The 21782-nt window shown below is 65.3% G+C and carries 19 protein-coding genes; 9 read left to right on the forward strand and 10 right to left on the reverse strand.

Annotated features, from left to right (window positions below; translation table 11 throughout):
- Nucleotides 1-30: 30 nt before the first annotated feature.
- The 3 genes from PG881_RS19025 to PG881_RS19035 all read right to left on the reverse strand — a co-directional run bounded on the left by PG881_RS19025 (nucleotide 31) and on the right by PG881_RS19035 (nucleotide 4255).
- The gene (locus tag PG881_RS19025) at nucleotides 31-1650 is read right to left on the reverse strand and encodes an alpha-amylase family protein (protein ID WP_270802094.1); all 1620 of its coding nucleotides are present in this window, start codon (nucleotides 1648-1650) and stop codon (nucleotides 31-33) included.
- A 123-nt stretch (nucleotides 1651-1773) separates the two neighbouring features.
- Nucleotides 1774-3741 (reverse strand): TonB-dependent copper receptor, encoded by a 1968-nt coding sequence (locus PG881_RS19030; RefSeq protein WP_270802096.1) that lies wholly within the window; start codon nucleotides 3739-3741, stop codon nucleotides 1774-1776.
- Nucleotides 3742-3997: 256 nt separating this feature from the next.
- A complete protein-coding gene (locus PG881_RS19035; RefSeq protein ID WP_011704466.1) occupies nucleotides 3998-4255 on the reverse strand; it encodes a DUF2442 domain-containing protein in 258 nt (85 codons plus the stop codon).
- Between the two features lie 259 nt (nucleotides 4256-4514).
- Here PG881_RS19035 and PG881_RS19040 point away from each other — a divergent pair, with 259 nt between their 5' ends.
- Nucleotides 4515-6479, forward strand: coding sequence for an LTA synthase family protein (locus PG881_RS19040; protein ID WP_270802098.1), 1965 nt, complete (start codon nucleotides 4515-4517; stop codon nucleotides 6477-6479).
- Between the two features lie 57 nt (nucleotides 6480-6536).
- On the opposite strand, the gene PG881_RS19045 is transcribed toward PG881_RS19040, so the two are convergent.
- Nucleotides 6537-7007: an Lrp/AsnC family transcriptional regulator gene (locus PG881_RS19045; RefSeq protein ID WP_011704464.1), complete on the reverse strand. Its 471-nt coding sequence runs from the start codon at nucleotides 7005-7007 to the stop codon at nucleotides 6537-6539.
- A gap of 159 nt (nucleotides 7008-7166) precedes the next feature.
- Between PG881_RS19045 and PG881_RS19050 the strand changes: the two genes are divergently transcribed.
- Nucleotides 7167-7685, forward strand: a complete 519-nt coding sequence (locus tag PG881_RS19050; RefSeq protein WP_270802100.1) for a cyclin-dependent kinase inhibitor 3 family protein — start codon at nucleotides 7167-7169, stop codon at nucleotides 7683-7685.
- Between the two features lie 8 nt (nucleotides 7686-7693).
- On the opposite strand, the gene metA is transcribed toward PG881_RS19050, so the two are convergent.
- On the reverse strand, nucleotides 7694-8647 hold the full coding sequence (gene metA / locus PG881_RS19055; protein ID WP_270802102.1) for a homoserine O-acetyltransferase MetA: 954 nt from the start codon (nucleotides 8645-8647) through the stop codon (nucleotides 7694-7696).
- 144 nt (nucleotides 8648-8791) lie between these two features.
- Between metA and PG881_RS19060 the strand changes: the two genes are divergently transcribed.
- Together PG881_RS19060 and PG881_RS19065 are read left to right on the forward strand one after the other, a co-directional pair.
- Entirely contained in the window at nucleotides 8792-10030 is a 1239-nt protein-coding gene (locus PG881_RS19060) for an HD-GYP domain-containing protein (protein ID WP_016349264.1), read from the forward strand.
- 58 nt (nucleotides 10031-10088) lie between these two features.
- Nucleotides 10089-11246, forward strand: coding sequence for a competence/damage-inducible protein A (locus PG881_RS19065; protein ID WP_270802106.1), 1158 nt, complete (start codon nucleotides 10089-10091; stop codon nucleotides 11244-11246).
- Between the two features lie 71 nt (nucleotides 11247-11317).
- Here PG881_RS19065 and PG881_RS19070 read toward each other — a convergent pair whose 3' ends face one another.
- From PG881_RS19070 to PG881_RS19080, 3 genes are all read right to left on the reverse strand, one after another.
- Nucleotides 11318-12412, reverse strand: a complete 1095-nt coding sequence (locus tag PG881_RS19070; RefSeq protein WP_270802108.1) for an ABC transporter permease — start codon at nucleotides 12410-12412, stop codon at nucleotides 11318-11320.
- Nucleotides 12413-12521: 109 nt separating this feature from the next.
- Complete coding sequence (locus PG881_RS19075) at nucleotides 12522-13451, reverse strand: ABC transporter ATP-binding protein (protein ID WP_041217707.1); 930 nt, start codon at nucleotides 13449-13451, stop codon at nucleotides 12522-12524.
- Nucleotides 13444-14418 (reverse strand): HlyD family secretion protein, encoded by a 975-nt coding sequence (locus PG881_RS19080; RefSeq protein WP_270802158.1) that lies wholly within the window; start codon nucleotides 14416-14418, stop codon nucleotides 13444-13446. Before PG881_RS19080 ends, PG881_RS19075 begins: the two co-directional genes overlap by 8 nt.
- A 285-nt stretch (nucleotides 14419-14703) precedes the next feature.
- Between PG881_RS19080 and PG881_RS19085 the strand changes: the two genes are divergently transcribed.
- The 3 genes from PG881_RS19085 (at nucleotide 14704) to PG881_RS19095 (ending at nucleotide 18420) form a co-directional block, all read left to right on the forward strand.
- The gene (locus tag PG881_RS19085; protein WP_333563426.1) at nucleotides 14704-16374 is read left to right on the forward strand and encodes a DUF342 domain-containing protein; all 1671 of its coding nucleotides are present in this window, start codon (nucleotides 14704-14706) and stop codon (nucleotides 16372-16374) included.
- Between the two features lie 104 nt (nucleotides 16375-16478).
- Nucleotides 16479-17288, forward strand: coding sequence for a sugar-phosphatase (gene yidA, locus PG881_RS19090; RefSeq protein ID WP_085734306.1), 810 nt, complete (start codon nucleotides 16479-16481; stop codon nucleotides 17286-17288).
- 361 nt (nucleotides 17289-17649) lie between these two features.
- Entirely contained in the window at nucleotides 17650-18420 is a 771-nt protein-coding gene (locus PG881_RS19095; RefSeq protein WP_043167235.1) for a gamma-glutamyl-gamma-aminobutyrate hydrolase family protein, read from the forward strand.
- A 7-nt stretch (nucleotides 18421-18427) separates the two neighbouring features.
- On the opposite strand, the gene PG881_RS19100 is transcribed toward PG881_RS19095, so the two are convergent.
- The gene (locus PG881_RS19100) at nucleotides 18428-18823 is read right to left on the reverse strand and encodes a hypothetical protein (protein ID WP_161785140.1); all 396 of its coding nucleotides are present in this window, start codon (nucleotides 18821-18823) and stop codon (nucleotides 18428-18430) included.
- 133 nt (nucleotides 18824-18956) lie between these two features.
- Here PG881_RS19100 and PG881_RS19105 point away from each other — a divergent pair, with 133 nt between their 5' ends.
- Entirely contained in the window at nucleotides 18957-20483 is a 1527-nt protein-coding gene (locus tag PG881_RS19105) for a mechanosensitive ion channel family protein (protein ID WP_270802115.1), read from the forward strand.
- Nucleotides 20484-20524: 41 nt separating this feature from the next.
- Nucleotides 20525-20926, forward strand: coding sequence for an STY0301 family protein (locus PG881_RS19110; protein WP_270802117.1), 402 nt, complete (start codon nucleotides 20525-20527; stop codon nucleotides 20924-20926).
- Between the two features lie 109 nt (nucleotides 20927-21035).
- On the opposite strand, the gene PG881_RS19115 is transcribed toward PG881_RS19110, so the two are convergent.
- Nucleotides 21036-21746, reverse strand: coding sequence for an HAD-IA family hydrolase (locus tag PG881_RS19115; RefSeq protein ID WP_270802119.1), 711 nt, complete (start codon nucleotides 21744-21746; stop codon nucleotides 21036-21038).
- Between the last annotated feature and the right edge of the window lie 36 nt (nucleotides 21747-21782).

Below are 21782 nucleotides of genomic sequence, written 5' to 3' on the forward strand. Positions count from 1 at the left end.
TCACGGAGCCCTTTTTGTTGCCAGCCTCGCTTAGCGCACCAGCAGGAAGCGGCCGCTCAGCGGCGGCAAATCCACCGTCACGCTGCTGCCACCGATGGCCAGGCTCTCGCCGCTTTGCAGATCCACCAGGGCGCTGGCACTGCGCAGCTTGCCGACCGGCACCGCGTAACTCTGGGGCGTGCCCGAGACGTTGAGCAGGTAGACTACTTGCTCCGCCGCCGTCTGCTTGATGTCGCCATAGACGCTCCCCTCGGCCACCAGCTTGACCCGCTCCCCCTGATAGAGGGCGGGGTGGGCGGCGCGCAGGGCCAGCAGCTGGCTGAGCCACTGTTTCAGCTCGCTCTGCTCGCTGCTCGGCACGAAGCCGGTGGCACCCGGCACCTTGCCGTCGCTGCGGGCCACGTGATCGTCACAGAGTCCCTGCGCGGCGCAGTCGCCCCCCACCTGCTTGGCAAAGCCCGGCACCTCGTCGCCAAACTCCTCGCCGTAGTAGAGGGTGATGGGGCCGGAGCGGGCCGCCAGGAAGCTGAAGGCCGCCTTGTGGCGCTGCCAGTAGTCCGCCGGATTGAAGTTGCCGCGCTCCAGCAGATCGCCGAAGCGCACCAGATCGTGGTTGCCCAGCATCAGGTTGGGCATGGCGTGATTCGGGTAGTTCTCCACCTTGTTCCAGCTGGCGTCGAGCACGCTGACCCCCTGCCCGCCCTTGCCGGACTCCTCCACCGCCAGCGCCTGCACCAGGCCGTAGCGCAGCGGGAAGTCGAACGCCGAAGAGAGCGCCGGGTTGTCGCTCGACCCATACGCCTGGGCGCGGATCTCGTCGGCGCCCTTCCACACCTCGCCCACCATGTAGCCGAGGGTGCCCCACTGCTGACCGGCTGCCTTGCGCGCCGCGCTGACCCGCTCCACCTCGCTGCGAATGGCGCGCCAGTCGTCGAGGCCAAGCTGATAGGCCTGATCGAGGCGCCAGCCATCGATGCCGTACTGCTCGACCCAGTAGCGGGCCACCTCCTTGAAGTAGGCGAGACTCTGGGGCTGGCTGTAATCCACCAGCTGGCCGGGATAACCGGCACCGCCGCTCTTGAGGGCGGGCAGCCGTCCCTCGGGCGAGGGCTTGCTCACCCCCACCTTGTTGACGTGGCCGAACACCCCATCGAGGAAGACGTAGAGGCCGCGCTGATGCGCTCCGTCCACCAGCTGCTTGAGCTGGACGTTGCTGCCGAAGTTGGGGTCCACGTTGAAGAAGTCGCAGGCGAAGTAGCCGGTGGCATCGAGCTTGTCGTCACCGCCTTGCCCCGCGCAGGAGTCGAACACCGGGGTCAGCCAGATGGCGTTGACGTTGAGGCTCTTGATGTGGTCCAGGCTGTCGATGATCCCCTGCAGATCGCCGTTGTGCTGGGAGGGGCCGTAGCCGACACCATAGTTGGCGCTGCCGTCGCCGTCGACGAACGACTCCACCATCACCTGATAGGTGCGCAGGTTGCAGGCCGGCTGATCATTGCCGTAGCAGGCGCGGCTGGCGGTGGCCGGCGGCGGGTTGGTGACCGGGGGCTGCTGGGGCTCGCTGGAGCCGCTCCCGCCTCCGCTGCCGCAAGCCGTCAATAACAGGGCGGCCCCGATGAGGCCGCCATGGCGCAACGTTCCTTGTTTCATTGTTATGTTCCCGCTATGGTGGTATCGGCGCCCAAAGCGCCACACTGGGGCCATGATAGCGGCCCCGCCCGCACGGGTCTGTGACTGAAAACGTTACCTGGCTCAGTCGGTTGGCGCGCCGACCTAGAGCACGCCGGCCGAGGCGAAACGGTAACTGACCGAGAGCCAGTAGGCGCGGCCCGGCTCCGGAATCCGCCCCACCTGCTCGTAGCCCAGCCCGGCCTGACTGGCGTGCACCGACTTGGAGAGGTGCTCGTAGTAGAAGGTGTCGAACAGGTTGTCGACCCCGGCCGACAGCTGCCAGCCCGGGTGAAACTGCCAGGCGGCGCTCAGGTTCATGGTGAAGAAGCCTGGGGTCTCCCCCTGATCCTGACCGGCTACCGTGCCGGAGCCCACATCGACCCGATCCTGCGCGGCCACGGCGCGGCCCAGCAGGGTCAGGTTCCACGCCTCGGTTGGCTGCCAGCCCAGCGCCAGCTTGCCATCGAGCGGTGGCATCTGGGCCAGCGGCTGGTGATCGCTCTGGTTTTCGCCGTAGACCACCGCCAGACCGCCATCGAGGCGCCACTGCTCGGCAAACTGCCAGCGCCCTTCCAGCTCGCCGCCGCGGGTCTGGGCGTCGATGTTGCGTACCTTGTTCGACTTGTTGTTATAGAGCAGGTAGTCCTGGATGTCGGCGCTAAAGAGGGAGAAAGTCAGATCCAGTTCGCGGCTGCGCAGGGCCAGCCCCGCATCCCATTGGCGGCTGCGCTCCGGGTTGAGGGTGAAGGGCACGCTGTCCTTGCTGCGCTCCCAGTAGTCCGGCGCCCGTTTCGCCTGGCCCCAGGCCAGGTAGCTCGACCAGGCCGGCGACCACTGGTATTCGTAGCGGCCAAAGCCGCTGTCCAGGGTCAGGGTATCGCTGTAGAGGGTCTGATCCCCCGCGCCGTAACGGGTGGTCTCAACCCTGTCCTGCCGATAACCCCCCTTGTAACTGTGAGCCCCCTGCTGGCGGCCGAGCTCGGCAAAGCCGCCCTGCTGCTCGAAACGCAGGGTGCGCTGGCGATCCTTGGTGGCATAGTCGACGCCGCCCCGGCTGCGGTGCTGATCCCGGTTGCTGTCGAGCCCGGCGGTCAGCAGCCAGTCGGCCGGCAGGGCGATGTCGTTGGCCCAGCGCCCGCCGGTGTTGCGCCGGTCGGGGTTGGAGAGCATCTTCATGCCGCTGTTCGGACGCAGGCTGAAGTTGTCCATGATGTGGTCGATGTGGTTGTCCCACAGGGTCAGCTCGCTGCGCTGCCAGTGGCGGCTGATCTGCTCCTGCCTGAGCTTGAGGCCGAAGGATTCGCGGTCAAACATGGGGCCGTCCATGGTGCGATCCGCATAGGCGGCGCGGGCGTTGCTGCGCTCGGCGGTGAGCTCCAGCCAGGTGTGCTCACTGGGCGTCCAGCCAAGCTGGGCGGTGCCGTTCTCGCGCCGGTAGAAAGAGCGCACCTTGTCGCCGTGGCCATCGCGATAGTCATCGCTGTCGGAGTGAGTGAACTGGCCGCGCAGATAGCCCTGCGGCGCCCCTACGGTGGCATCCAGCATCTGGTCGTCGCGCCCGAAGCTGCCATAGAGCGCCGATGCCTCGGCCTTGACGCCGGGGACGGTGAACTCGGGCCTGTCCCGCTCGAACAGCACGGTACCCGCCAGGGTGGCCCCCTGCTCGAGGGATTGCGGCCCCTTCAGCACCCGGATCCGGTCGAAGGACTGGGGAAAGACGTAGGCGGTGGGAGGGTCCATCCGGCCGCCACAGCCACCGGCCAGCATGCCGCCATCCATCTGCACGTTGAGGCGGGACATGCCCATCCCCCGCAGCACGGGATCGCCACCCAAGCCCCCCTTGCGCACCATGCTCATGCCGGTGACGTTCTTGAGGTAACCGGCGCCGTCGGCCGCCGGCATGGGGGAGCCCGGCTTCTTGGGATCCAGGGTAACCTCCAGGGTGCTGGCGGGGCGACTGGCGACCACCACCATGGGCTCCAGTTGCTGGACCGGCTCTTGGCCGGCGGCGCCGTGACAGGCGAAACCGCCCACCAGCAGGGCCAGCGGGGTGCGCATATGACAAGCCATACTCTTTCCTTATCTCTTTGTTTATTTTTTGTTTATTTTGTTTTTTTAATTCCAACCAACAAACTATTCAGTTGCTGGAAGGTTTGCCGTCAGGCTGCAAAAAAGGCCTGCGGCGCGGTGGCGGCAAGCCCTCTGAGGCGAAGCCAAGCTAGGGTTGGCAAAATGTTGCGCAGGTTTTACCCAAATTGGGTGAGGAAGGCAAACGCTCAAACATTCCCGTTACAGGAATCTTGGGATGGCTCACAAAAACAGGGGGTTAGCTGAACGCTTCCCGCTCGTCGATGGGCTTGATCAGGTGATAGACCTCGTGGGCCGACAGGATGCAGCCGGCGGGCCACTCCAGCTGGTGGTGGCGATTGATGAAGACCCGGGCGCAGCGCCGCTCCGAATCCAGCGCCGCGAACAGCGGCTGGGTGCGCCAGGGTGTCAGGTCCAGTGCCCCCGTGGTGCCGTCCGAGAGCACCACGAACAGGCTCCACCCTTGCAAATATTCCACATCGATAAAGACCGGCATCCCTTCGGCTCCGATTGAGAAAATTCGGCACCATTATAGATAAGCCCCCCGCACCGCTTTGCCGGCAGGATCACAGTTTTTCCAGCCGTTTATGCTGTCTTCGAACCCTGCGCGCCCTCACATAAAAATCATGAATCTTGCCAAAACATCCTTTTAAACAGCACCTACCCGCAACCTTTCCCCGAGCCCGCTGTCATAACCCTGCAATATAAAAACAATGCGCCCGTGGACGGGTGCAAACAGGCTTGTAGGAACAACAATGACCACTATCAGACGATGGCTGGGACCGTTTTGGCCCATCGCCGTTTTTTCATTGATCGCGCTAGTCTCTCTCTCCATCAGCCGGCTTGCGCTCGGCCTCTGGCAACTGGAGCGGGTCGACGCCGTCGCCGGCTGGCAGGAGATGCTGCTGCAGGGGCTGCGGGTCGACTTCGCCACCCTCTGCTGGCTGTGGGGCGTGCCCGCCGTGTTCACCCTGCTGCTGGCCGGCCCCCATGCCGTGGGCCGTGCCTGGCTGCAGCTCATCCGGGTCTGGTTGACCCTGGGGCTCTGGCTGCTGCTCTTCCTGGAGATCTCCACCCCCTCCTTCGTGACCGAGTACGGGGTGCGACCCAACCGCCTCTACATCGAATACCTCATCTATCCCAAAGAGGTGTTCGCCATGCTGTGGGCCGGCCGCAAAGGCGAGCTGCTGCTGGCACTGCTGTTCAGCGGCGCCGTGCTGACGGGTGGCTGGTGGCTGAGCGGCCGCTTGCTGCGCGGCATCAGCTTCCCGCGCTGGTACTGGCGGCCAGCCTTCGCCCTGCTGATCCTGGCCATCGGTTTTCTCGGTGCCCGCTCCAGCCTGGGTCACCGCGCCCTCAACCCGGCCATGGTGGCGTTTGCCAGCGATCCGCTGGTCAATGCGCTCACCGTCAACTCCTCCTACTCCCTGTTTTTCGCCATCAAGCAAATGCGGGCCGAGGAGGATGCCAGCCAGTTCTACGGCGAGCTGCCCCGCCAGCGCATTCTGGATCTGGTTCGCCAGGAGAGCGGCCGCGAATCCCATGAATTCAGCTCCGACACCCTGCCCAGCCAGACCTTCAACGAGGCCAGCTACGGCGGCAAGCCGAAGAACCTGGTGATCCTGCTGCAGGAGAGCCTGGGCGCCCAGTTCGTCGGCTCCCTCGGCGGCCTGCCGCTCACCCCCAACATCGATGCCTTGTCGAAAGAGGGTTGGGCGTTCGAGCAGCTCTACGCCACCGGCACCCGCTCGGTACGCGGCATCGAGGCGGTGCTGACCGGCTTCACACCGACCCCGGCCCAGGCCGTGGTCAAGCTCGGCCGCAGCCAGACCAACTTCTTCACCATCGCCGATCTGCTCAAGCAGCGAGGCTACGACACCAGCTTCATCTACGGCGGCGAGAGCCACTTCGACAACATGCGCAGCTTCTTCCTCGGCAACGGCTTCACCACCATCGTCGAGCAGAAGGATTTCAAGAACCCGGTGTTCGAGGGCTCCTGGGGCGCCTCTGACGAAGACTTGATGGCCAAGGCCGACGAGACCTTCCAGGCGCTCAGCAAGCAGGGCAAGCCCTTCTTCAGCCTGGTGTTCAGCTCGAGCAACCACGATCCGTTCGAGTTTCCCGACGATCGCATCGCCCTCTATGAGCAGCCCAAGCAGACCCGCAACAACGCCGCCAAGTACGCGGACTACGCCATCGGCGAGTTCTTCAAGAAGGCGAAACAGTCGGACTACTGGAAAGACACCCTGTTCCTGGTCATCGCCGATCACGACAGCCGGGTCAGCGGCGCCAGCCTGGTGCCCATCCCCCGCTTCCACATTCCGGGCGTCATAGTGGGTGACGGCATAGCGCCGAGACAGGATCCCCGCATCGTCAGCCAGATCGACATGGCGCCGACTCTGCTCTCCCTGATGGGGATCAGCGCCGACTACCCCATGCTCGGCAAGGATCTGACCCGCATGCCCGCCGACTGGCCGGGCCGCGCCATCATGCAATACGACAAGAACTTCGCCCTGATGCGCGGCAAGGACGTGGTGATCCTGCAGCCGGAACAGGCGCCGGAAGGCTTCATCTATGAGGATGCGACAGAGACGCTCACCCCGGCGCCGCAGCCGGCCACCATGAAGGATGCCGCCCTCGGCCTGGCGCTGTGGGGCAGCCTCGCCTACCAGCAGGGGCTCTACCGGACGGCGCCGGATACCCGCACCGTGCTGAACTGAGCGCCATAAAACAAAACCCGCCGATTGGCGGGTTTTTTGTAAGAGGCAGGCGGGGCGTCAGGTGTTGAGGAAGCAGGGCAGCGAACGGCTGAACTTGTGCTCGAACACCAGCGAGGTCTCCAGGTGCACCACCTCTTCGCGGGAGGTGAAGTGATCGAACACGAAGTTGCGCAGGTGCTCGGTGTCGGCGACGCACAGATGCACCAGGAAGTCATCCTTGCCGCCCATGTGGAACAGGCTGATCACCTCGGGCAGGGCCAGGATGGCGTCGCGAAACGCATCGATGATCTGGCGGCTGTGGCGGGCCAGCTGCAGCGACACCATGGCCTGGATGTGACCGCCGAGGGCCTGGTAATCCACCTCGCAGTGGGCGCCCTTGAGCACCCCGTCCTGCTGCAGCTTGCGTACCCGTTCCAGACAGGTGGACGGTGCCACCCCGACCAGCGCGGCCAGATCCTTGTTGGTCATGCCCGCATCGCGAAACAGATGGGCCAGGATATCCAAATCCAGTTGATCCAGGTTTCTCATCTTTACTCCTTGAACCGCTCAATTTTTTAGACTCTGCCCGTAAACCGGGCCGAACACAACGCAGATTGACATCGGGGCCGCGCCCCCTATGCTTTGGCGCACTCAAAAACCGGGTCAGGCCCGGCTTGCCTCGCCGTTGCTGGCGTCATAAGGATCTTTATGCACCCGTCTCACCCCTTCTGGAGCCAGGAAGTCCCCCGCGTCGATGGCCAGCTGCTGCTGACCCCCTGCCCCGGCACCCAGCAGGTGACGCTGCCGCTGGCGCTGGGCCAGCTCAAGCTGGCCGGGGCGCACGGCGTGCTGACCCTGATGACCGACGCCGAACTGGCCCGGCTCGAGCTGGGCAGGCTTGGCCAGCAGATCGAGGCCGCCGGCATGCGCTGGTTCCAGCTGCCCATCGAGGACGATCAGGCTCCCGATGCTGCCTTCGAGGCCGCCTGGCGGCAGGCTCTGCCAGCCCTGATCGGACTGCTGCGGGACGGCAAGCACCTGGTCATCCACTGCAAGGGCGGCAGCGGCCGCACCGGGCTGGTGGCGGCGGCCCTGCTGATGAGTCTGGGCCAGCCCCAGCAGGAGGCGATGGCCGCCATCCGGGCCCATCGCCCCAAAGCCTTCACCCTGGCCTGCCACCGCCAGTGGCTCGACGGGCTGGCGGCGCGGCTGGCCGAGGGTGACTGAGCCAGTCCCTACCTCGACGGCGAGTTCTGCTGATAGGTAAACACCTTGCCGATATCCTCGACGCGATAGCTGGTGAGCTGATAGACGTAGTAGTTGAGCCAGTTGGAAAACAGCAGGTGACCGTGGCTGCGCCAGCTGGCGCGCGGGGTCCGGGTCGGGTCGTTGTCCGGGTAGTAGTTGACCGGAATGACGGGCGTAAGCCCGGCCGCCAGATCCCGCTGGTATTCGCCATCCAGGGTCAGCGCATCGTATTCCGGGTGACCGGTGACAAACACCTGACGACAATCCTTGGTGGCCGCCAGATAGACGCCGGCCTCTGCCGATTCGGCAAAGATCTGCAGATCGGTGTGGGCGCGGATGAGATCCCCGTCGAACGCCGCATAGCGGGAGTGAGGCGCCACGAACTCGTCGTCGAAGCCACGCAGCAGCGGTTCGTGCTCGTCGAGCCGGTGGTGGCGATAGACCCCGGACAGCTTCTCGCCGTGGGTCTGCTTCTCCATGCCGTACAGGGCTTTCAGTGCCGCCTGCACCGCCCAGCAGAGGAACAGGGTGGAGGTCACGTGCTGATGGGACCACTCGATGATCTCGACGATGCGCGGCCAGTAGACCACCTCCTCGAACTCCACCAGCCCGAGCGGCGCCCCCGTGATGATCATGCCGTCGTAGTTGTTGCCACGCACCTGTTCGAAGTCGTGATAGAAGTTCTCCAGGTGCGCCTGGGGCGTGTTCTTCGACTCCCGATCGTCGATGCGCAGCAGATCCACGTCCACCTGCAACGGCGAGTTGGAGAGCATCCGCATCAGCTGGATCTCGGTTTCAATCTTCTTGGGCATCAGGTTGAGGATCAACACCCGCAGCGGGCGGATGTTCTGGGTGACGGCCCTGGATTCCGTCATCACGAAGATGTTCTCCTGCCCCAGCACTTCGGCGGCGGGTAACTGATCCGGGATCTTGATCGGCATGCTTACTCCCTGTACTGCATCGGTAAATATGTCTGGACATCCAGAAGCCTATAATAAAGCACCCACCCTGTCATCAGATACCTTTTGTATTCACCCCCACCTTTGACTAGCATACGGCTCAGTGTGTCTCTCGCATCCAAGACAATGACAGGTATCAAGATTTCAGTAGACCGGCTGCAAGTCGGCAATTACGTTTCTCTGCCACTTGGCTGGCGCGAACACCCCTTCCTGTTTTCCAGCTTCAAACTCAAGAATGAAGAGGAGATCGAGCTCATTCGCCGGCTCGGTCTCAAGCTCGTCACCATCATCCCCGACAAGAGCGACGCGCCGCCCAAGCCGCTGAACCAGATCCAGGCCCAACCGGTGGAGGCGCCGGATACCTCCCAGCGTCAGGCCGAAATGCAGCTGGAGAAGGAGCGCCGCATCGAGCAGCTGCAACAGTATCGCCGCGATCTGCAGCAGTGCGAGAAGCAGTTCCAGCAGTCGCTGGCCCAGGTACGCAACGTGATGAGCAAGATCCAGTCCCGCCCCCTCAACGCCATCGGCGAGGCGCAGGAGCTGATCAACGCCATGACCGAGCAGCTGCTGTCGGTGGACGAGATGGTGCTGCACCTGGTCTCCGACAGCGAGGATGGCAACAACCTCTACTTCCACTCCCTCAACGTCAGTGTGCTCAGCATGCTGCTGGCCAAGGAGTGCAACATGTCGGCCGACGAGATCCGCCAGGTCGGCATGGGGGCCCTGTTCCACGACATCGGCAAGCTGAAGATCCCGAGCCAGATCCTGCGCAAGACCGAGCCGCTCACCAAGCCGGAGCAGAACCTGATGGCCCAGCACCCGCGCTACGGGCTGGATCTGCTCAATCTGGCCAAGGATTTCCCGGCCGAGGCGAAGGGCATAGTGCTGCACCACCACGAATACCTGGACGGCAGCGGGCCGGAGGGGCTCAAGAAGGGGCAGCTCGATCCGCTCACCCAGATCGTGTCGCTGATCAACGAGTACGATAACCTCTGCCACATGCAGGCCAAGGTGCCCTACTCGGCCCTGAGCGGCCTCTACAAGCAGCGCAAGGCCCAGTTCAATCCTGAGTACCTCAGCATGCTGATCCGGCTGATGGGGATCTACCCGCCCGGCAGCGTGGTGCAGCTCTCCAACGGCCAGGTGGGGCTGGTGATGTCGGTCAACGCCTCCCGCCTGCTCTACCCCTCGGTACTGGTGTACGATCCACGCATCCCGCGCCAGGAGGCCGCCATTATCGACCTGCAGCAGGCCGAGCTCTCCATCGCCAAGGTGATCCATCCCAAACGGCTGCCGCCGGCGGTGTTTGAGTACCTCAACCCGCGCACCCGCATCAGCTACTACTTCGAACACACCAAGCCCTGATCGACCCGGCCACCCAGGTGGCCCCCCAAGCCCAGCCGTCAGCCCCGAGGAGCCCGCCATGCGCATCGAAATCATCAGCACCGGAGACGAGATAGTGACGGGTCTGGTGGTGGACACCAACGCTGCCTGGCTCAGCGCCCTGCTGCTGGAGCAGGGCTGGCAGGTGCGCCGCCGCGTCACCGTGGGGGACAACCTCAAGGACTTGAAAACCGTGCTGGCAGAGAGCGCCAGCCGTGCCGAGGTGGTGCTGGTGTGCGGTGGGCTCGGCCCCACCGCCGACGATCTCACCGCCCAGGCGGCGGCCGAGGCCTTCGACCAGCCGCTCACCCTGTTCCCGGACTGGCTCGCCACCATCGAAGCGCGCTACGCCAGCCGCGGCAGGCCCATGCCCGCCAGCAACGCCAAGCAGGCCTGGCTGCCACAGGGGTGCGAGATCCTCGACAACCCGGTGGGCACCGCCTGCGGCTTTGTGGTCACCCACACAGGCCATCAGGGTCCAAGCCGGCTCTTCTTCACCCCGGGCGTGCCGTTCGAATTCAAGCAGATGGTGCGCGAGCAGATCATGCCGCGCCTCAAGGCGCTGGCCGGCGCGCAGACCGACACCGAACTGCGCCGCTTTTATACCTTCGGCGTCTCGGAGTCGGCCCTCAGCGACATGCTGGATGCCGCGCCCTGGCCCGCCGGCATCGAGCTCGGCTACCGCTCCTCCATGCCGCTTATCGAGCTGAAGCTTATCGGCCACGGCGCCAGCACGGCGGACATGGACACCGCCGAGGCGCGGCTGCTCGCCGCCATCGAGCCCTGGCTGGTAGGGCGGGGCGATGAGGAGCCGGCGCGGCAGATCCTGGATCTGTTGGGGGGTAAACCGCTGACGCTGCAGGAGGGAGAGAGCCGGGGCGCCCTGCTGGCCATGTGCCACCCGCATCCGGCCCTGACGGCCAGCTTCAGCCACGCCCTGACCAGCGAGCTGGCGCAGCTGGCGGCGCCCGCAGCCCCCCTCAGCCTGACCATAGGCAGCGCAGGCCCGGACGGCGTGCCGCTGCTGCTCTGCGTCGATGGGCAACTGCACGGCCAGACCCTCAAGGTCAGCCACCCGGATCCCGACAGCGGCCGCCGGATCCTCGCCTTCGCCGCCCTCGACATGCTGCGCCGCCAACTGCAGGGGCTGCCGGTGCTAGGCGACTACCGCACCCTGGCCCGTACCGCCAGCCGCTGACAGGCCAGCAGCAAGCAGCAAGCAGCAAGCAGCAAGCAGCAAGCAGCCAGGTTCTCACCCCTCGCGGGGCATCAATCCAGGCTCTTCTTGAAGCGATGGGCAGCCAGGGTCAGCACCAGCAGGGTGAACCCCGCCAGCCAGAGCACGTCAGGCAGCAGCTCGGCGAGCTCGCCACCGCGCAGCACTATGCCCCGGATCAGCCGCATGAAGTGAGTGGCCGGCAACACCTCGGCAATCCACTGGGCCGGCAGCGGCATCCCCTCGTAGGGGAACATGAAGCCCGACAGCAGGATGGAGGGCAGCAGGATGAACACCGTCATCTGCATCGCCTGCAGCTGGGTCTGCGCCAGGGTGGAGATGAGCAGCCCCAGGGTCAGGCTGGCGGCAATGAACAGCAAGGTCGCCAGCAGCACCTGGCTCAGAGCCCCGTTGATTGGCACATCGAAGATGAAGTGGCCGAGTCCGAGGATGATGGCCACCTGGATCAGCCCCACCCCGATATAGGGCAGGATCTTGCCCAGCATCAGCTCCATCGAGCCGACCGGGGTGGTGATGAGCAGCTCCAGATTGCCGCGCTCCCGTTCGCGCACGATGGCCGCAGAGGTGAACATGATCATGGTCATGGTGAGGATCACCCCGAGCAGGCCGGGCACTATGTTGACCGCCGAACGGCGCGCCGGGTTGAAGTAGAGCACGGTCTCGAAGGTGGGGGGGGCCGTCTTGAGGTCGGGTTTCAGATCGGAGAGCGGCATGTTGCGAAGGCCGAGCAGGGCTCCGGCGATCATGGTGTCCGAGCCATCCACCAGCCACTGCCCCGCCGTCTCGCCGGCGCTGAGCCGGCGGCTCAGATCGGCGGGCAGCACCAGCACGGCGCGCACCTCGCCCCGGGTCAGCGCCGCCTCGGCCTGCTGCACTCCGACGTATTGCTGCTTGATCTGCACCACCTGGCTCGCCTTCACCGCTTCCACCAGCAGCCGGCCCGGCGCGCTCTGGCTCATCTCCACCAGTCCCACCGGGATCTGGCGCACGTCGGTGTTGATGGCGTAGCCAAACAGCAGCAGCTGGATCAACGGGATCATCACCACCATGCCGAAGGTCAACCGGTCTCTGGCCAGTTGCCTGAGTTCTTTCTGAGTGATGGCCCAGAGCCGTCGCAGACTGTTCATCGATTCACCTCCACTGGGCTCATCACCACCATACCCAAGGTCGTGAACCTGTCTCTGGCCAGTTGCCTGAGTTCTTTCTGGGTAATAGCCCAGAGTCGTCGCAGACTGTTCATGCCCTCGGCTCCTGGCCGGTGCAGCTGACGAACACATCTTCCAGACTGGGTCTGACCAGCGCCAGGCTGGCCCCGGCCAGCGCCGGGCAGGCCTGCTGCAGCCAGGCCACCGGTTCTGCCAGCTCCTTGTCCACCAGCACCCGCAAGCGCTGGCCGAGCTGGGCGGCGGAGCGCACCGGCGCCAGCTGTACCAGCTGCTGCTTGAGCAGCCGCAGATCGGCGGCCAGCACCTCCACCACCCGGGTGCTCATGGCATCCATCAGCGCCTGCGGCGCCCCCTGGGCGCGCACCCGGCCCGCCTCCATGATGGCGAGCTGATGGCAGCGCTCCGCCTCGTCCATGTAGTGGGTGGTCACCAGTATGGTGGTACCCCCTTCGCTCAGATCGAACAGCTTCTCCCAGAAATCGCGCCGGTTCTGCGGATCCACCGCCGAGGTGGGTTCGTCCAGCAGCAGCAGCGCCGGCCGGTGGATCACCGCCGCCGCCAGCGCCAGCCGCTGCTTCTGGCCGCCGCTCATGGCGCCAGCCCGCTGCCGGGCCAGCGGCGCCAGCTCATAGGTGGCCAGCAGCTCGTGCAGGCGGGCAGCCAGCACGGCGCCGCCCATGCCGTGGATCCGGCCCATGAATTCCAGGTTCTCCCAGGCCGTCAGCTCGTCATAGAGGGAGAACTTCTGGGTCATGTAACCGATCCGCCGGCGCAGGGTCTCGGCCTCGCGCGGGATGTGCAGACCAAGCACCTCCACCTCTCCTGCCGAGGGGGTGAGCAGGCCGGTCAACATGCGCAGGGTGGTGGATTTGCCGCAGCCGTTGGGGCCGAGGAAACCGTGGATCTGCCCCTTGGGCACGCAGAGATCCAGCCCGTCCACCGCCAGAAAATCACCGAAACGGCGGCTCACCCCCAGCGCCCGGATCGCCAGCTCACTCATGGCCCTCTCCTTGCGCGGCGGGTTCGGCCTGCAGCGGCAGGCCACTCGGCAGATCCTGCGCCCCCGCCGGCAGATCGATCTCGGCCAGATAGACCAGCCGGGCCCTGTCCTGCTCGTTGAGGGCGTAGTAAGGGGTAAAGGCGGGCTCTTTCGAGATCCAGCGCAGCCGGCCGGTGAAGGGCTCCGCCACCCCGTCCACCTGCACCCGCACCGGCTGGCTGACCCGGTAACCGGCGAGGGAGGGCTCGGGCACATAGACCCGGGCGTAAGGCGCCTCGTCTGCCTGGATCGCAGCCAGCACGGCGCCGACCGCGACGCGCTCGCCGAGGTGATAGGGCAGGCTGTCGAGCCGGCCGCTGCGGGTGGCGACGATGGAGAGATCCGCCAGCTCCCGCTCCGCCAGCGCCACCTCGGCAGTGGCGGCCAGCAGGGCGGCCTGCGCTTCGTCGATATCTTCGCGCCGCACCCCGCGTGCCAGCTTGTCGAGCTGCTGGCGGGCGCCGTCCTGCTCGGCCAGGGCGCTGTCGCGCTGGGCGCGGGCCTTGTCGAGATCCGCCGGGCTCACCAGCTTGCGGCGTACCAGCCGGTCGATCCGCTCAAAGTTGCGCTCGCTCTCCCTGACGTTGGCCTGCGCCTTGTCGAGGCTGGCGCGGGCGGCGGCGATGTCTTCCGGCCGCTCGCCATTGGTCAGCCGGGCGAGGGCGGCCCGCGCCTGTGCCTGTTGGGCCCTGGCACGGGCCAGCACCGCCTGCTGACGCCGGTCATCGAGCCGGGCCAGCAGGGTCCCCTCCTCCACCCGGCTGCCCTCCGCCACCGGCAGGGCGCGGATGATCTCGCCGGCGGTGGCGGTCAGCAGCACCCGGTCTCGTTCCAGGGTGCCGAGGGCCGTGGTGGATGCCTGTGGCTGGCAGGCGCTAAGCAGGCCCGTCAGGGCCAGGGGCAGCAGACAATGACGCAAGGTCGACACTCCTCTCACGGTGGCGGATCCGCCCGGGGGCACTCCCTTCACCCGCCGGACGGCAGCCGCTAGCGGCTGGCAGACGGGCTCATGGTGCCGTCAGCATACTCCCTGTTACTTTTCATTTCCTCGTCCCAGTTCACCCATTTGTGCTTAGCTCATTGACCAAAAAGGAGAAATGTCTGGATACTGCAGACCAGCACCATGTTGATGATTCGCATTTTTAACAAAATGCCGATTAACTGAAAACAAGCAGCCGTTCCAATTGGGATGCGGACGAAGGAAGGGATCCGGGTGTTAAGCAAAGAGTGGTTACTGTTGTCAGCCGATATGGAATACGCCTGCCTGCGCATCGTGCCCGGGCTGACCAACCCCATCTCGGAGAGCGATATCCAGACGCTGCTGCTGGCCTCCAACTGCCGCCGCTATCAACCGTTGACGGAGGGGATCAAGCAGGCCATCAGCCTGCTCAACACCCTGCTGAGCAACCCGACCGCCCCCCTGCCCGGCAACCCGGTGCCCATCGCCCAGCGCCACGATGCCAGCGTCCTGCTGGTGGTGGAGAAGGACCGGATGAGCGCCACCGCCCAGATCACCGCCGACTGGGGCGGCAAATACCTCACCAGCGAACAGCTGGAGCAGGCGATCCAGAGCAGCGAGATCAGTCAGGGGGTGCAGGCGCCACTCATCGCCGCCGCCGTGCTGGCCGCCAAGGAGGCGACGCCGGGCACCCTGCTCAGGCTGCCGGTGGCGCAGGGCAAGGCCGCCGTCAACGGCCAGGACACCCGTTTCGAGCGACTGGTGGAGACCCCGGCCGAACGGATCCTCAAGCCTCAGGAGCTGGATCACGGCCGGGTCGACATGCGCGACCTCGGCACCATCCTCACCGTCAAGGCCGGCGCCCAGCTGATGCGCCGCCACCCCGCGACCCAGGGGGTGCCCGGTTTCACCGTCACCGGCCAGGAGCTGCCCGCCAAACATGGCAAAGACAGTCCCATGGTGGCCGGCGAGGGGACCTTCCTCTCGCCGGATGACCCCGATCTGCTGCTGGCCAGCCGCCCCGGCCTGCCGCGCCAGGAGAAAAACGGCATGAAGGTGGACGACGTGCTGAGCGTCAAGCAGGTGGATATCCGCCACGGCCACGTCATCTTCGAAGGGGCGCTGATCGTGGCGGGCGACGTCACCCCGGGCATGAAGATAAAGACCAGCGGCGACGTGGTGATCGGCGGCTTCGTCGAGGGGGGCTACATCGAATCGAGCGGCACCATCACGGTGCGCAACGGCATCATAGGGCGCAAGAGCGAACAGAGTGACGAGTTCCTCTGCCACCTCAACGCCCAAGGCGAGATCCACGCCAGCTATGCCCAGTACGCCAAGCTGGAGGCCGGCGGTGACATCCACATCCTGACCCAGCTCAGCCACTGCTACAGCCGCAGCGGCCAGGATCTCAAGGTGGGTGACAGCGGCATGCGCAAGGGCCACCTGCTGGGGGGCATCAGCATCGCCAACCGCCTCATCATGGCGCCGATCCTGGGGGCCTCGGCCCACAACCAGACCCGGCTGCAGATCCTCGGCGGCTACTTCACCCACAAGGAGCAGGAGCAGGCGCTGCGCCAGCGCAAGCAGGAGTGCCGGGAGCAGCTGGACAAGCTACAGGAGCTGCTGCTCAAGCTGCTGCAACTGCCGAGCGACAAGCGCAATCCCCAGACCCTGCAGAAGATCAAGCTGATCCGGACCCAGCGTCTCGAGGAGAGCAAGCTGCTGGATGAACAGCTGGAAGCGGCCCAGGAGGAGCTGCAGAAGCTGATGGCGGAGATGGACATCATCGCCACCCAGCACGCCTTCCCCGGGGTCGAGGTGGAGATGGCCCACCACCACTACCGGGTCGACATCGAGCACGGCCCCATCCACTTCGCCATCCGTGAAGATCAGCTGCAGCTGACCCCCTACGAACTCCACAAGTGACGCAAGAGTGACCCGTCAGTCGTGATCCGGGCGGCGAATTTCGCTACACTCGGCCTCCCATTGGCCCCATCGGGCGGGCCAGCCAGACCGCAGGATAGTGAGAGATGTACAAGCTGATCGCATTGGATATGGATGGCACCCTGTTGAACTCCCAGGGTCAGATTTCCCCCCGCACCCACGCGGCCATCGCCGCCGCCCGCGCCAGGGGCGTCACCGTCGTGCTGGCCTCGGGCCGGCCGCTGGAGGGGATGAGCCGCTATCTGGTGGAACTCGGCCTCACCGGTCAGGATGACTACGTCATCTGCTACAACGGTGCCCTGGTGCAGCAGGTTGCCGATCAGCGCATCATCCGCAGCCAGCTGCTCACCGGCAGCGATGCCAGCGCCATCGCCGCCCTGGCCGACGAGCTGGGCGTCAACGTGCACGGCTTCTCGGTGAGCCGGGGGCTCATCAGCCCCAGGGTCAGCCCCTACACCGAGCACGAATCCCGCCTCATCGACATGCCCATCAAGCTGCTGGACTTCGCCACCCTGCCCGCCGACGAGCAGATCCTCAAGGTGATGATGATCGATCCCGAGCCGCTGCTCTCCCCCGCCATCGCCAAGCTGCCGGCCGAGCTCTACCAGCGCTATACCGTGGTGCGCAGCGCCCCCTACTTCCTCGAGTTCATGAACAAGCAGAGCAACAAGGGGACCGGCGTCGCCGCCCTGGCCGAGCACCTGGGGCTGGATGCCTCCCAAGTCATCGCGGTGGGGGATGCGGGCAACGATCACCACATGATCGAGTACGCCGGGCTGGGGGTGGCTATGGGCAATGCCACCGACGATATCAAGGCGCTGGCCCAGCACACCACAGGGCGCAACGATGAAGACGGGGTCGCCCAGGTGATCGAGCGTTTCATCCTGAACGCCTGACGCGACAAGGGGCCTGCGGGCCCCTTCTACTATCCGGCCGCCAGCGCCACATGTTTAATATATCCACCACGACAACGCCCTTCCCTCTCCCCTCCCTCGCTACAGGCCCCTTTAAATGGGACTCAAGCCAGTCGAGCGCAGAATATATTTAACATCCAGGCATCATTTCGTTTGACATATTGAACGGCCTTGGCAGACTGGGATCAGGATCCAGGCTGTCGTTGCCCAGGCTGACCGACGATTCTGGCTGTGCAACGCACCTCCGATCCCACGACCATGCCTTGAGGCATGCCCTTGCCCGGCTGACGACGGCAAGGGCCTGCCCAAGGCGCAGGACCGCTAAGGACAGCCAAGGTGAATCATGACTCGCAGCCCCCACACCCCGCGTAAACCCGTCGTACTGATGACCACGGGCGCCCAGCCCCGCAATGGCCACGCCTATCAGGTGATGACCCACAAATACATCAAGCCGCTGGTGGAGATCAGCGGTTGCGTGCCGCTGCTGGTGCCCACCTGTTGTGGCACCGAGGATCTGGCGCAATATCTGGATCTGGCGGATGGCGTCTATCTGAGCGGCGCCGGCTCCAACATAGATCCCGCCCTCTACGGCCAGGAGAACCTCACCCCGGAGAAGCAGCAAGACAGGGACCGGGATCTGTTCGACATCCCGCTGGTGCGGGCCGCCCTCGATCGCGGCCTGCCGATCCTCGGGATCTGCCGCGGCATGCAGGAGATCAACGTGGCGCTGGGGGGAGACATCCACCAGAAGGTCTACAGCGAGCCGGGTTATGACGATCATCGGGAGGATGCTGACGATCCGGTGGACGATCAGTATGGCGAGAGCCATCAGGTCGAACTGGTGCCGGGCAGCTGGCTGGCGGAGCTGATGGGACAACCGTCGATCCCGGTCAACTCGCTGCACGGCCAGGGGATCAAGACGCTGGCCAAGGGGCTGGAGCCGCTGGCCCATGCCGAAGACGGGCTGATCGAGGCGATCCACGCCCCCGCACTCTCCCCCTTCCTGCTGGCGGTGCAGTGGCACCCGGAGTGGAAGGCGAGCGAGAACCCTCACTCCATCAAGATTTTCGAGGCCTTTGGCGACGCCTGCCGGGCCCGTCTGGCCGGCGTCTGACAGCCGGCTAGTCGCCGAACCCGCGCGCCTTGAGCTTGGGCAGTGCACCGCGATCCGGGCGCAGGGTTCGGCACACCTCCAGCCCCTTCAGCCCGCGCTGGATGTGATCCGGCGTGTGGCCAAACACCATGCCGTTGCTGCGATAGAGGGCGTTGTCGTCCAGCTCGAACAGCTCGCCGCCGATCAACAGCTGCTCGCGGCCGTTGACCGTCTTGCCGCGCTTGAGCGGCAGCATCATGTCGCTCAGCACCTCGCCGGTGGCACAGCCCTCGCGCCAGCGCGCCTCGTCGGCGAAGGGGGTGATGGCGATCTCGCGCCAAGAGCCATCGCGAAACTCGACCCGATACTTATCGGCCAGCTGATCACAGCCCGTCAGCAACCAGGCCCCGGCAATCCAGACCATCTTGTTCAGCGTGCGCACTCGTACCACTCCCTCGTCAGACCGGCGCCCAGCATAAATAAATTGCCCCCGCCCCGCACCCATTTAGCGGGTTGAAACCAACTATGCTGGAAATAACCAATGATAAGGGGCTGCTATGTTTAGCGATAACCTCGTTGCGCTACCTACCCTGCTGTGGATTGGCGAACACCCGTTCTGGACCCTGTTGACCCTGTTCTTGCTCTTCACCCATTTCTTGCGCAGCCCCGGCCGTCGGCGGGAGCTGGTGAGCGAGCTCGGCTTCGTGATGATAAGCCTGGTGGTGATCCTGCTGATCCAGTTCGAGGGGGGCTGGTTTCGTCTGCCGCTGCCCCACCACTGGCTGGTGGAGATCTCCAGCCTGCTTGCTGGACTGGTGCTGGTGAAGATCTGGGGGATCCTGCTGTTCCAGTTTCTGCTGCCCCTGTGCCAGATCCGCATCCCGCGCATCATCGCCGACATCGTCATCACGGTCGGCTACATCGGCTGGTGTCTGTTCCGCCTCTACGCCTCCGGCATGGCCCTCGGCGAGATCGTCACCACCTCCGCCGTCATTACCGCCGTCATCGCCTTCTCCATGCAGGACACCCTGGGCAATCTGCTGGCCGGCGTCTCGATCCAGCTCGACAACTCCATCGCCATCGGTGACTGGCTGCAGGTGGAGACCACCCAGGGCCGGGTGGTGGAGATCAACTGGCGCGCCACCACCATCGAGACCCGCAACTGGGAGACGGTGGTGATCCCCAACAGCCACCTGCTCAAGCAGCGCTTCACCGTGCTCGGACGGCGGCAGAACGCCCCCCTGCAGTGGCGCCGCTGGGTCTGGTTCGACATCACCCTGGATACCCTGCCAACCCAGATCATCGCCCTGGTGGAACAGTCCCTGCGGGAGACCCGCATCCGCCACGTCTCCGCCAGCCCGCAGCCGGACTGCCTGCTGATGAACGTGGAAAACGGCATCGCCCGCTACGCGGTGCGCTACTGGCTCACCGATCTGGCGGTGGACGATCCCACCGACTCAGCGGTACGCACCCTGATCGATGCCGCCCTGCGCCGCAACGACCGGCGCCTCACCCCGCCCATCTTCAACGTCTTCATGACCACGGATCAGGATCACAAGGATCAGCGCCACAAGCGGCATACCGCCGAGCGCACCGACACCCTGCGCCGCCTGCCGCTGTTCGCCATGCTGCAGGAGGAGGAGCTGCTGCGGCTGGCGGATCAGGTCAAGTTCGCTCCCTTCGTCAACGGCGATCGGATGCTGAGCCAGGGGGAGGTCTCCGGCTGGCTGTTCGTGCTGGTGAAGGGGGATGCCCAGATGCTGGTGGAGGTGGAAGGGCGCGAGCTGCCGCTCGGCACCCTCAATGCCGGCGACTTCTTCGGCGAGCTGAGCCTGCTCACCGGTGAGCCCAGCCCGTTCACTGTGCGGGCCCTGGGGACCGTCGAAACCTATCGCATCAATCAGGCCATGTTCCAGGAGCTGGTGGCCCAACGTAGCTCCCTGCTCGAGCCGCTCTACAAGGTGCTGAGCGCCCGTCAGCAGGAGCAGCAGGAGCTGCTGGCGCGGGAGGCGGAAGCCATGAAGCAGATCACCACGCCACGGGATCTGCTGGACAAACTGATGGCGCTGTTTGGCGGTCGATGACGTAGCATGGCGGCTCAGGCTTTCTACCAGAGATGTACTTCATGCTGTTGACCGCACTGGCCCTGAGCGCCACCCTGCAATTTGACTGCCCCGCGACCATTGAAACCCGCCAGCAGCTGCTGGGGGCCAGCCCGGGGTGGCAGGCCGTCACCCGCAACGATCAAGGGGAACAACACCAGCCCCTCAGCCACCGGCTGGACAACCTGGCCCTGTTCGACGGCGACCCCGATGAGCGAGCCCAGCTCAAGCCGGACAACGGCGACAGCGACGCGCTGCACTACTGGAGTCTGGATCGCCGCAACCCCCGCCCCTTCTACCTGGTCTGCCACTATCGGGAGACCGCCATCACCCTGCAGCAGGCGCTGCCCGCCGGCATCAGCTACTGCCGGGTCAACCAGCCCGAGCCTTACGATCTGCGCGGATTTATCTGCCGCAACGAGTGACAACTCCGACACGACCCAACAATGGCTGCTGCCTGCGGTGCATGATCGGCCGACAGGGGATGCATGTCGGCTGCGAACCGGCGGGTATGGGGTGGGTATGGAGGTCTGATTAGAGCAGCAGTTCGGCCAGCTCGCCCAGCGCCGTCAGCTCCACGTCCGGCAGCAGTTGCAACTGTCGCCAGGGCTGACCGTGCTCGTTGAGCCAGGCGGCCTTGAAGCCGTGCAGCCGGGCTCCCAGCACGTCGGTCTGTGGATGATCACCCACGTGCAGGATCTGGCCGGGCGCCAGCTTGAGGGCCCTCTGCGCCTCAACGAACATGTCCGGCGCCGGCTTCATCCTGCTGCCGAGGCCAGCCTTGCAGACCAGGGTGAAGTAATCCGCGAGACCAGCTCGGGTCAGATCCAGATTGCCGTTGGTGATGACCACCAGCGGGTAGTGCTCGGCCAGCCGGGCCAGCAGGGCGTGGGTCTGGTCGCTCACCTCGATCTTCGAGCGCTCGGCCAGAAAGCCGGCGAACACCGACGCTGCCTCACGCTCCGCCAACCCTTGCGCCATCCCCCCCGCCATCAGCGCGGCCTGAATGCCATGCCGGCGCGCCAGACTGACGTCGTGGCGCAGTGCCGGCTGTGCCAGCAGCAGGTTGTGCTTGAGCGCCTGCCAGCGCGGCTTGTCCAGCATGGCGGTGGCCAGGTACTCGCTGCGCAGGTGGCTCAGCATCCACTGCTCGGCCCGTTCGATGGCCGGGCCGTTGTCATAGAGGGTATCGTCGAGGTCAAACGAGATGGCGGCCACCGGCTGCCAGCGGCGATAGAACTGCATGGTATCTCCTCTTGTCGAGGCCGGGCGGGCCCGGCC

The sequence above is a fragment of the Aeromonas sp. QDB54 genome (genome assembly GCF_027707385.1).
In the GTDB taxonomy this organism is placed as follows: Bacteria; Pseudomonadota; Gammaproteobacteria; order Enterobacterales; family Aeromonadaceae; genus Aeromonas; species Aeromonas hydrophila.

What these genes read in the sequence shown, in the direction of transcription:
- PG881_RS19025 (WP_270802094.1), bottom strand. Translation starts at nt 1,650, where the DNA reads ATGAAACAAGGAACGTTGCGCCATGGCGGCCTCATCGGGGCCGCCCTG.
- PG881_RS19030 (WP_270802096.1), bottom strand. Translation starts at nt 3,741, where the DNA reads ATGGCTTGTCATATGCGCACCCCGCTGGCCCTGCTGGTGGGCGGTTTC.
- PG881_RS19035 (WP_011704466.1), bottom strand. Translation starts at nt 4,255, where the DNA reads ATGCCGGTCTTTATCGATGTGGAATATTTGCAAGGGTGGAGCCTGTTC.
- PG881_RS19040 (WP_270802098.1), top strand. Translation starts at nt 4,515, where the DNA reads ATGACCACTATCAGACGATGGCTGGGACCGTTTTGGCCCATCGCCGTT.
- PG881_RS19045 (WP_011704464.1), bottom strand. Translation starts at nt 7,007, where the DNA reads ATGAGAAACCTGGATCAACTGGATTTGGATATCCTGGCCCATCTGTTT.
- PG881_RS19050 (WP_270802100.1), top strand. Translation starts at nt 7,167, where the DNA reads ATGCACCCGTCTCACCCCTTCTGGAGCCAGGAAGTCCCCCGCGTCGAT.
- metA (WP_270802102.1), bottom strand. Translation starts at nt 8,647, where the DNA reads ATGCCGATCAAGATCCCGGATCAGTTACCCGCCGCCGAAGTGCTGGGG.
- PG881_RS19060 (WP_016349264.1), top strand. Translation starts at nt 8,792, where the DNA reads ATGACAGGTATCAAGATTTCAGTAGACCGGCTGCAAGTCGGCAATTAC.
- PG881_RS19065 (WP_270802106.1), top strand. Translation starts at nt 10,089, where the DNA reads ATGCGCATCGAAATCATCAGCACCGGAGACGAGATAGTGACGGGTCTG.
- PG881_RS19070 (WP_270802108.1), bottom strand. Translation starts at nt 12,412, where the DNA reads ATGAACAGTCTGCGACGGCTCTGGGCCATCACTCAGAAAGAACTCAGG.
- PG881_RS19075 (WP_041217707.1), bottom strand. Translation starts at nt 13,451, where the DNA reads ATGAGTGAGCTGGCGATCCGGGCGCTGGGGGTGAGCCGCCGTTTCGGT.
- yidA (WP_085734306.1), top strand. Translation starts at nt 16,479, where the DNA reads ATGTACAAGCTGATCGCATTGGATATGGATGGCACCCTGTTGAACTCC.
- PG881_RS19095 (WP_043167235.1), top strand. Translation starts at nt 17,650, where the DNA reads ATGACTCGCAGCCCCCACACCCCGCGTAAACCCGTCGTACTGATGACC.
- PG881_RS19100 (WP_161785140.1), bottom strand. Translation starts at nt 18,823, where the DNA reads ATGGTCTGGATTGCCGGGGCCTGGTTGCTGACGGGCTGTGATCAGCTG.
- PG881_RS19105 (WP_270802115.1), top strand. Translation starts at nt 18,957, where the DNA reads ATGTTTAGCGATAACCTCGTTGCGCTACCTACCCTGCTGTGGATTGGC.
- PG881_RS19110 (WP_270802117.1), top strand. Translation starts at nt 20,525, where the DNA reads ATGCTGTTGACCGCACTGGCCCTGAGCGCCACCCTGCAATTTGACTGC.
- PG881_RS19115 (WP_270802119.1), bottom strand. Translation starts at nt 21,746, where the DNA reads ATGCAGTTCTATCGCCGCTGGCAGCCGGTGGCCGCCATCTCGTTTGAC.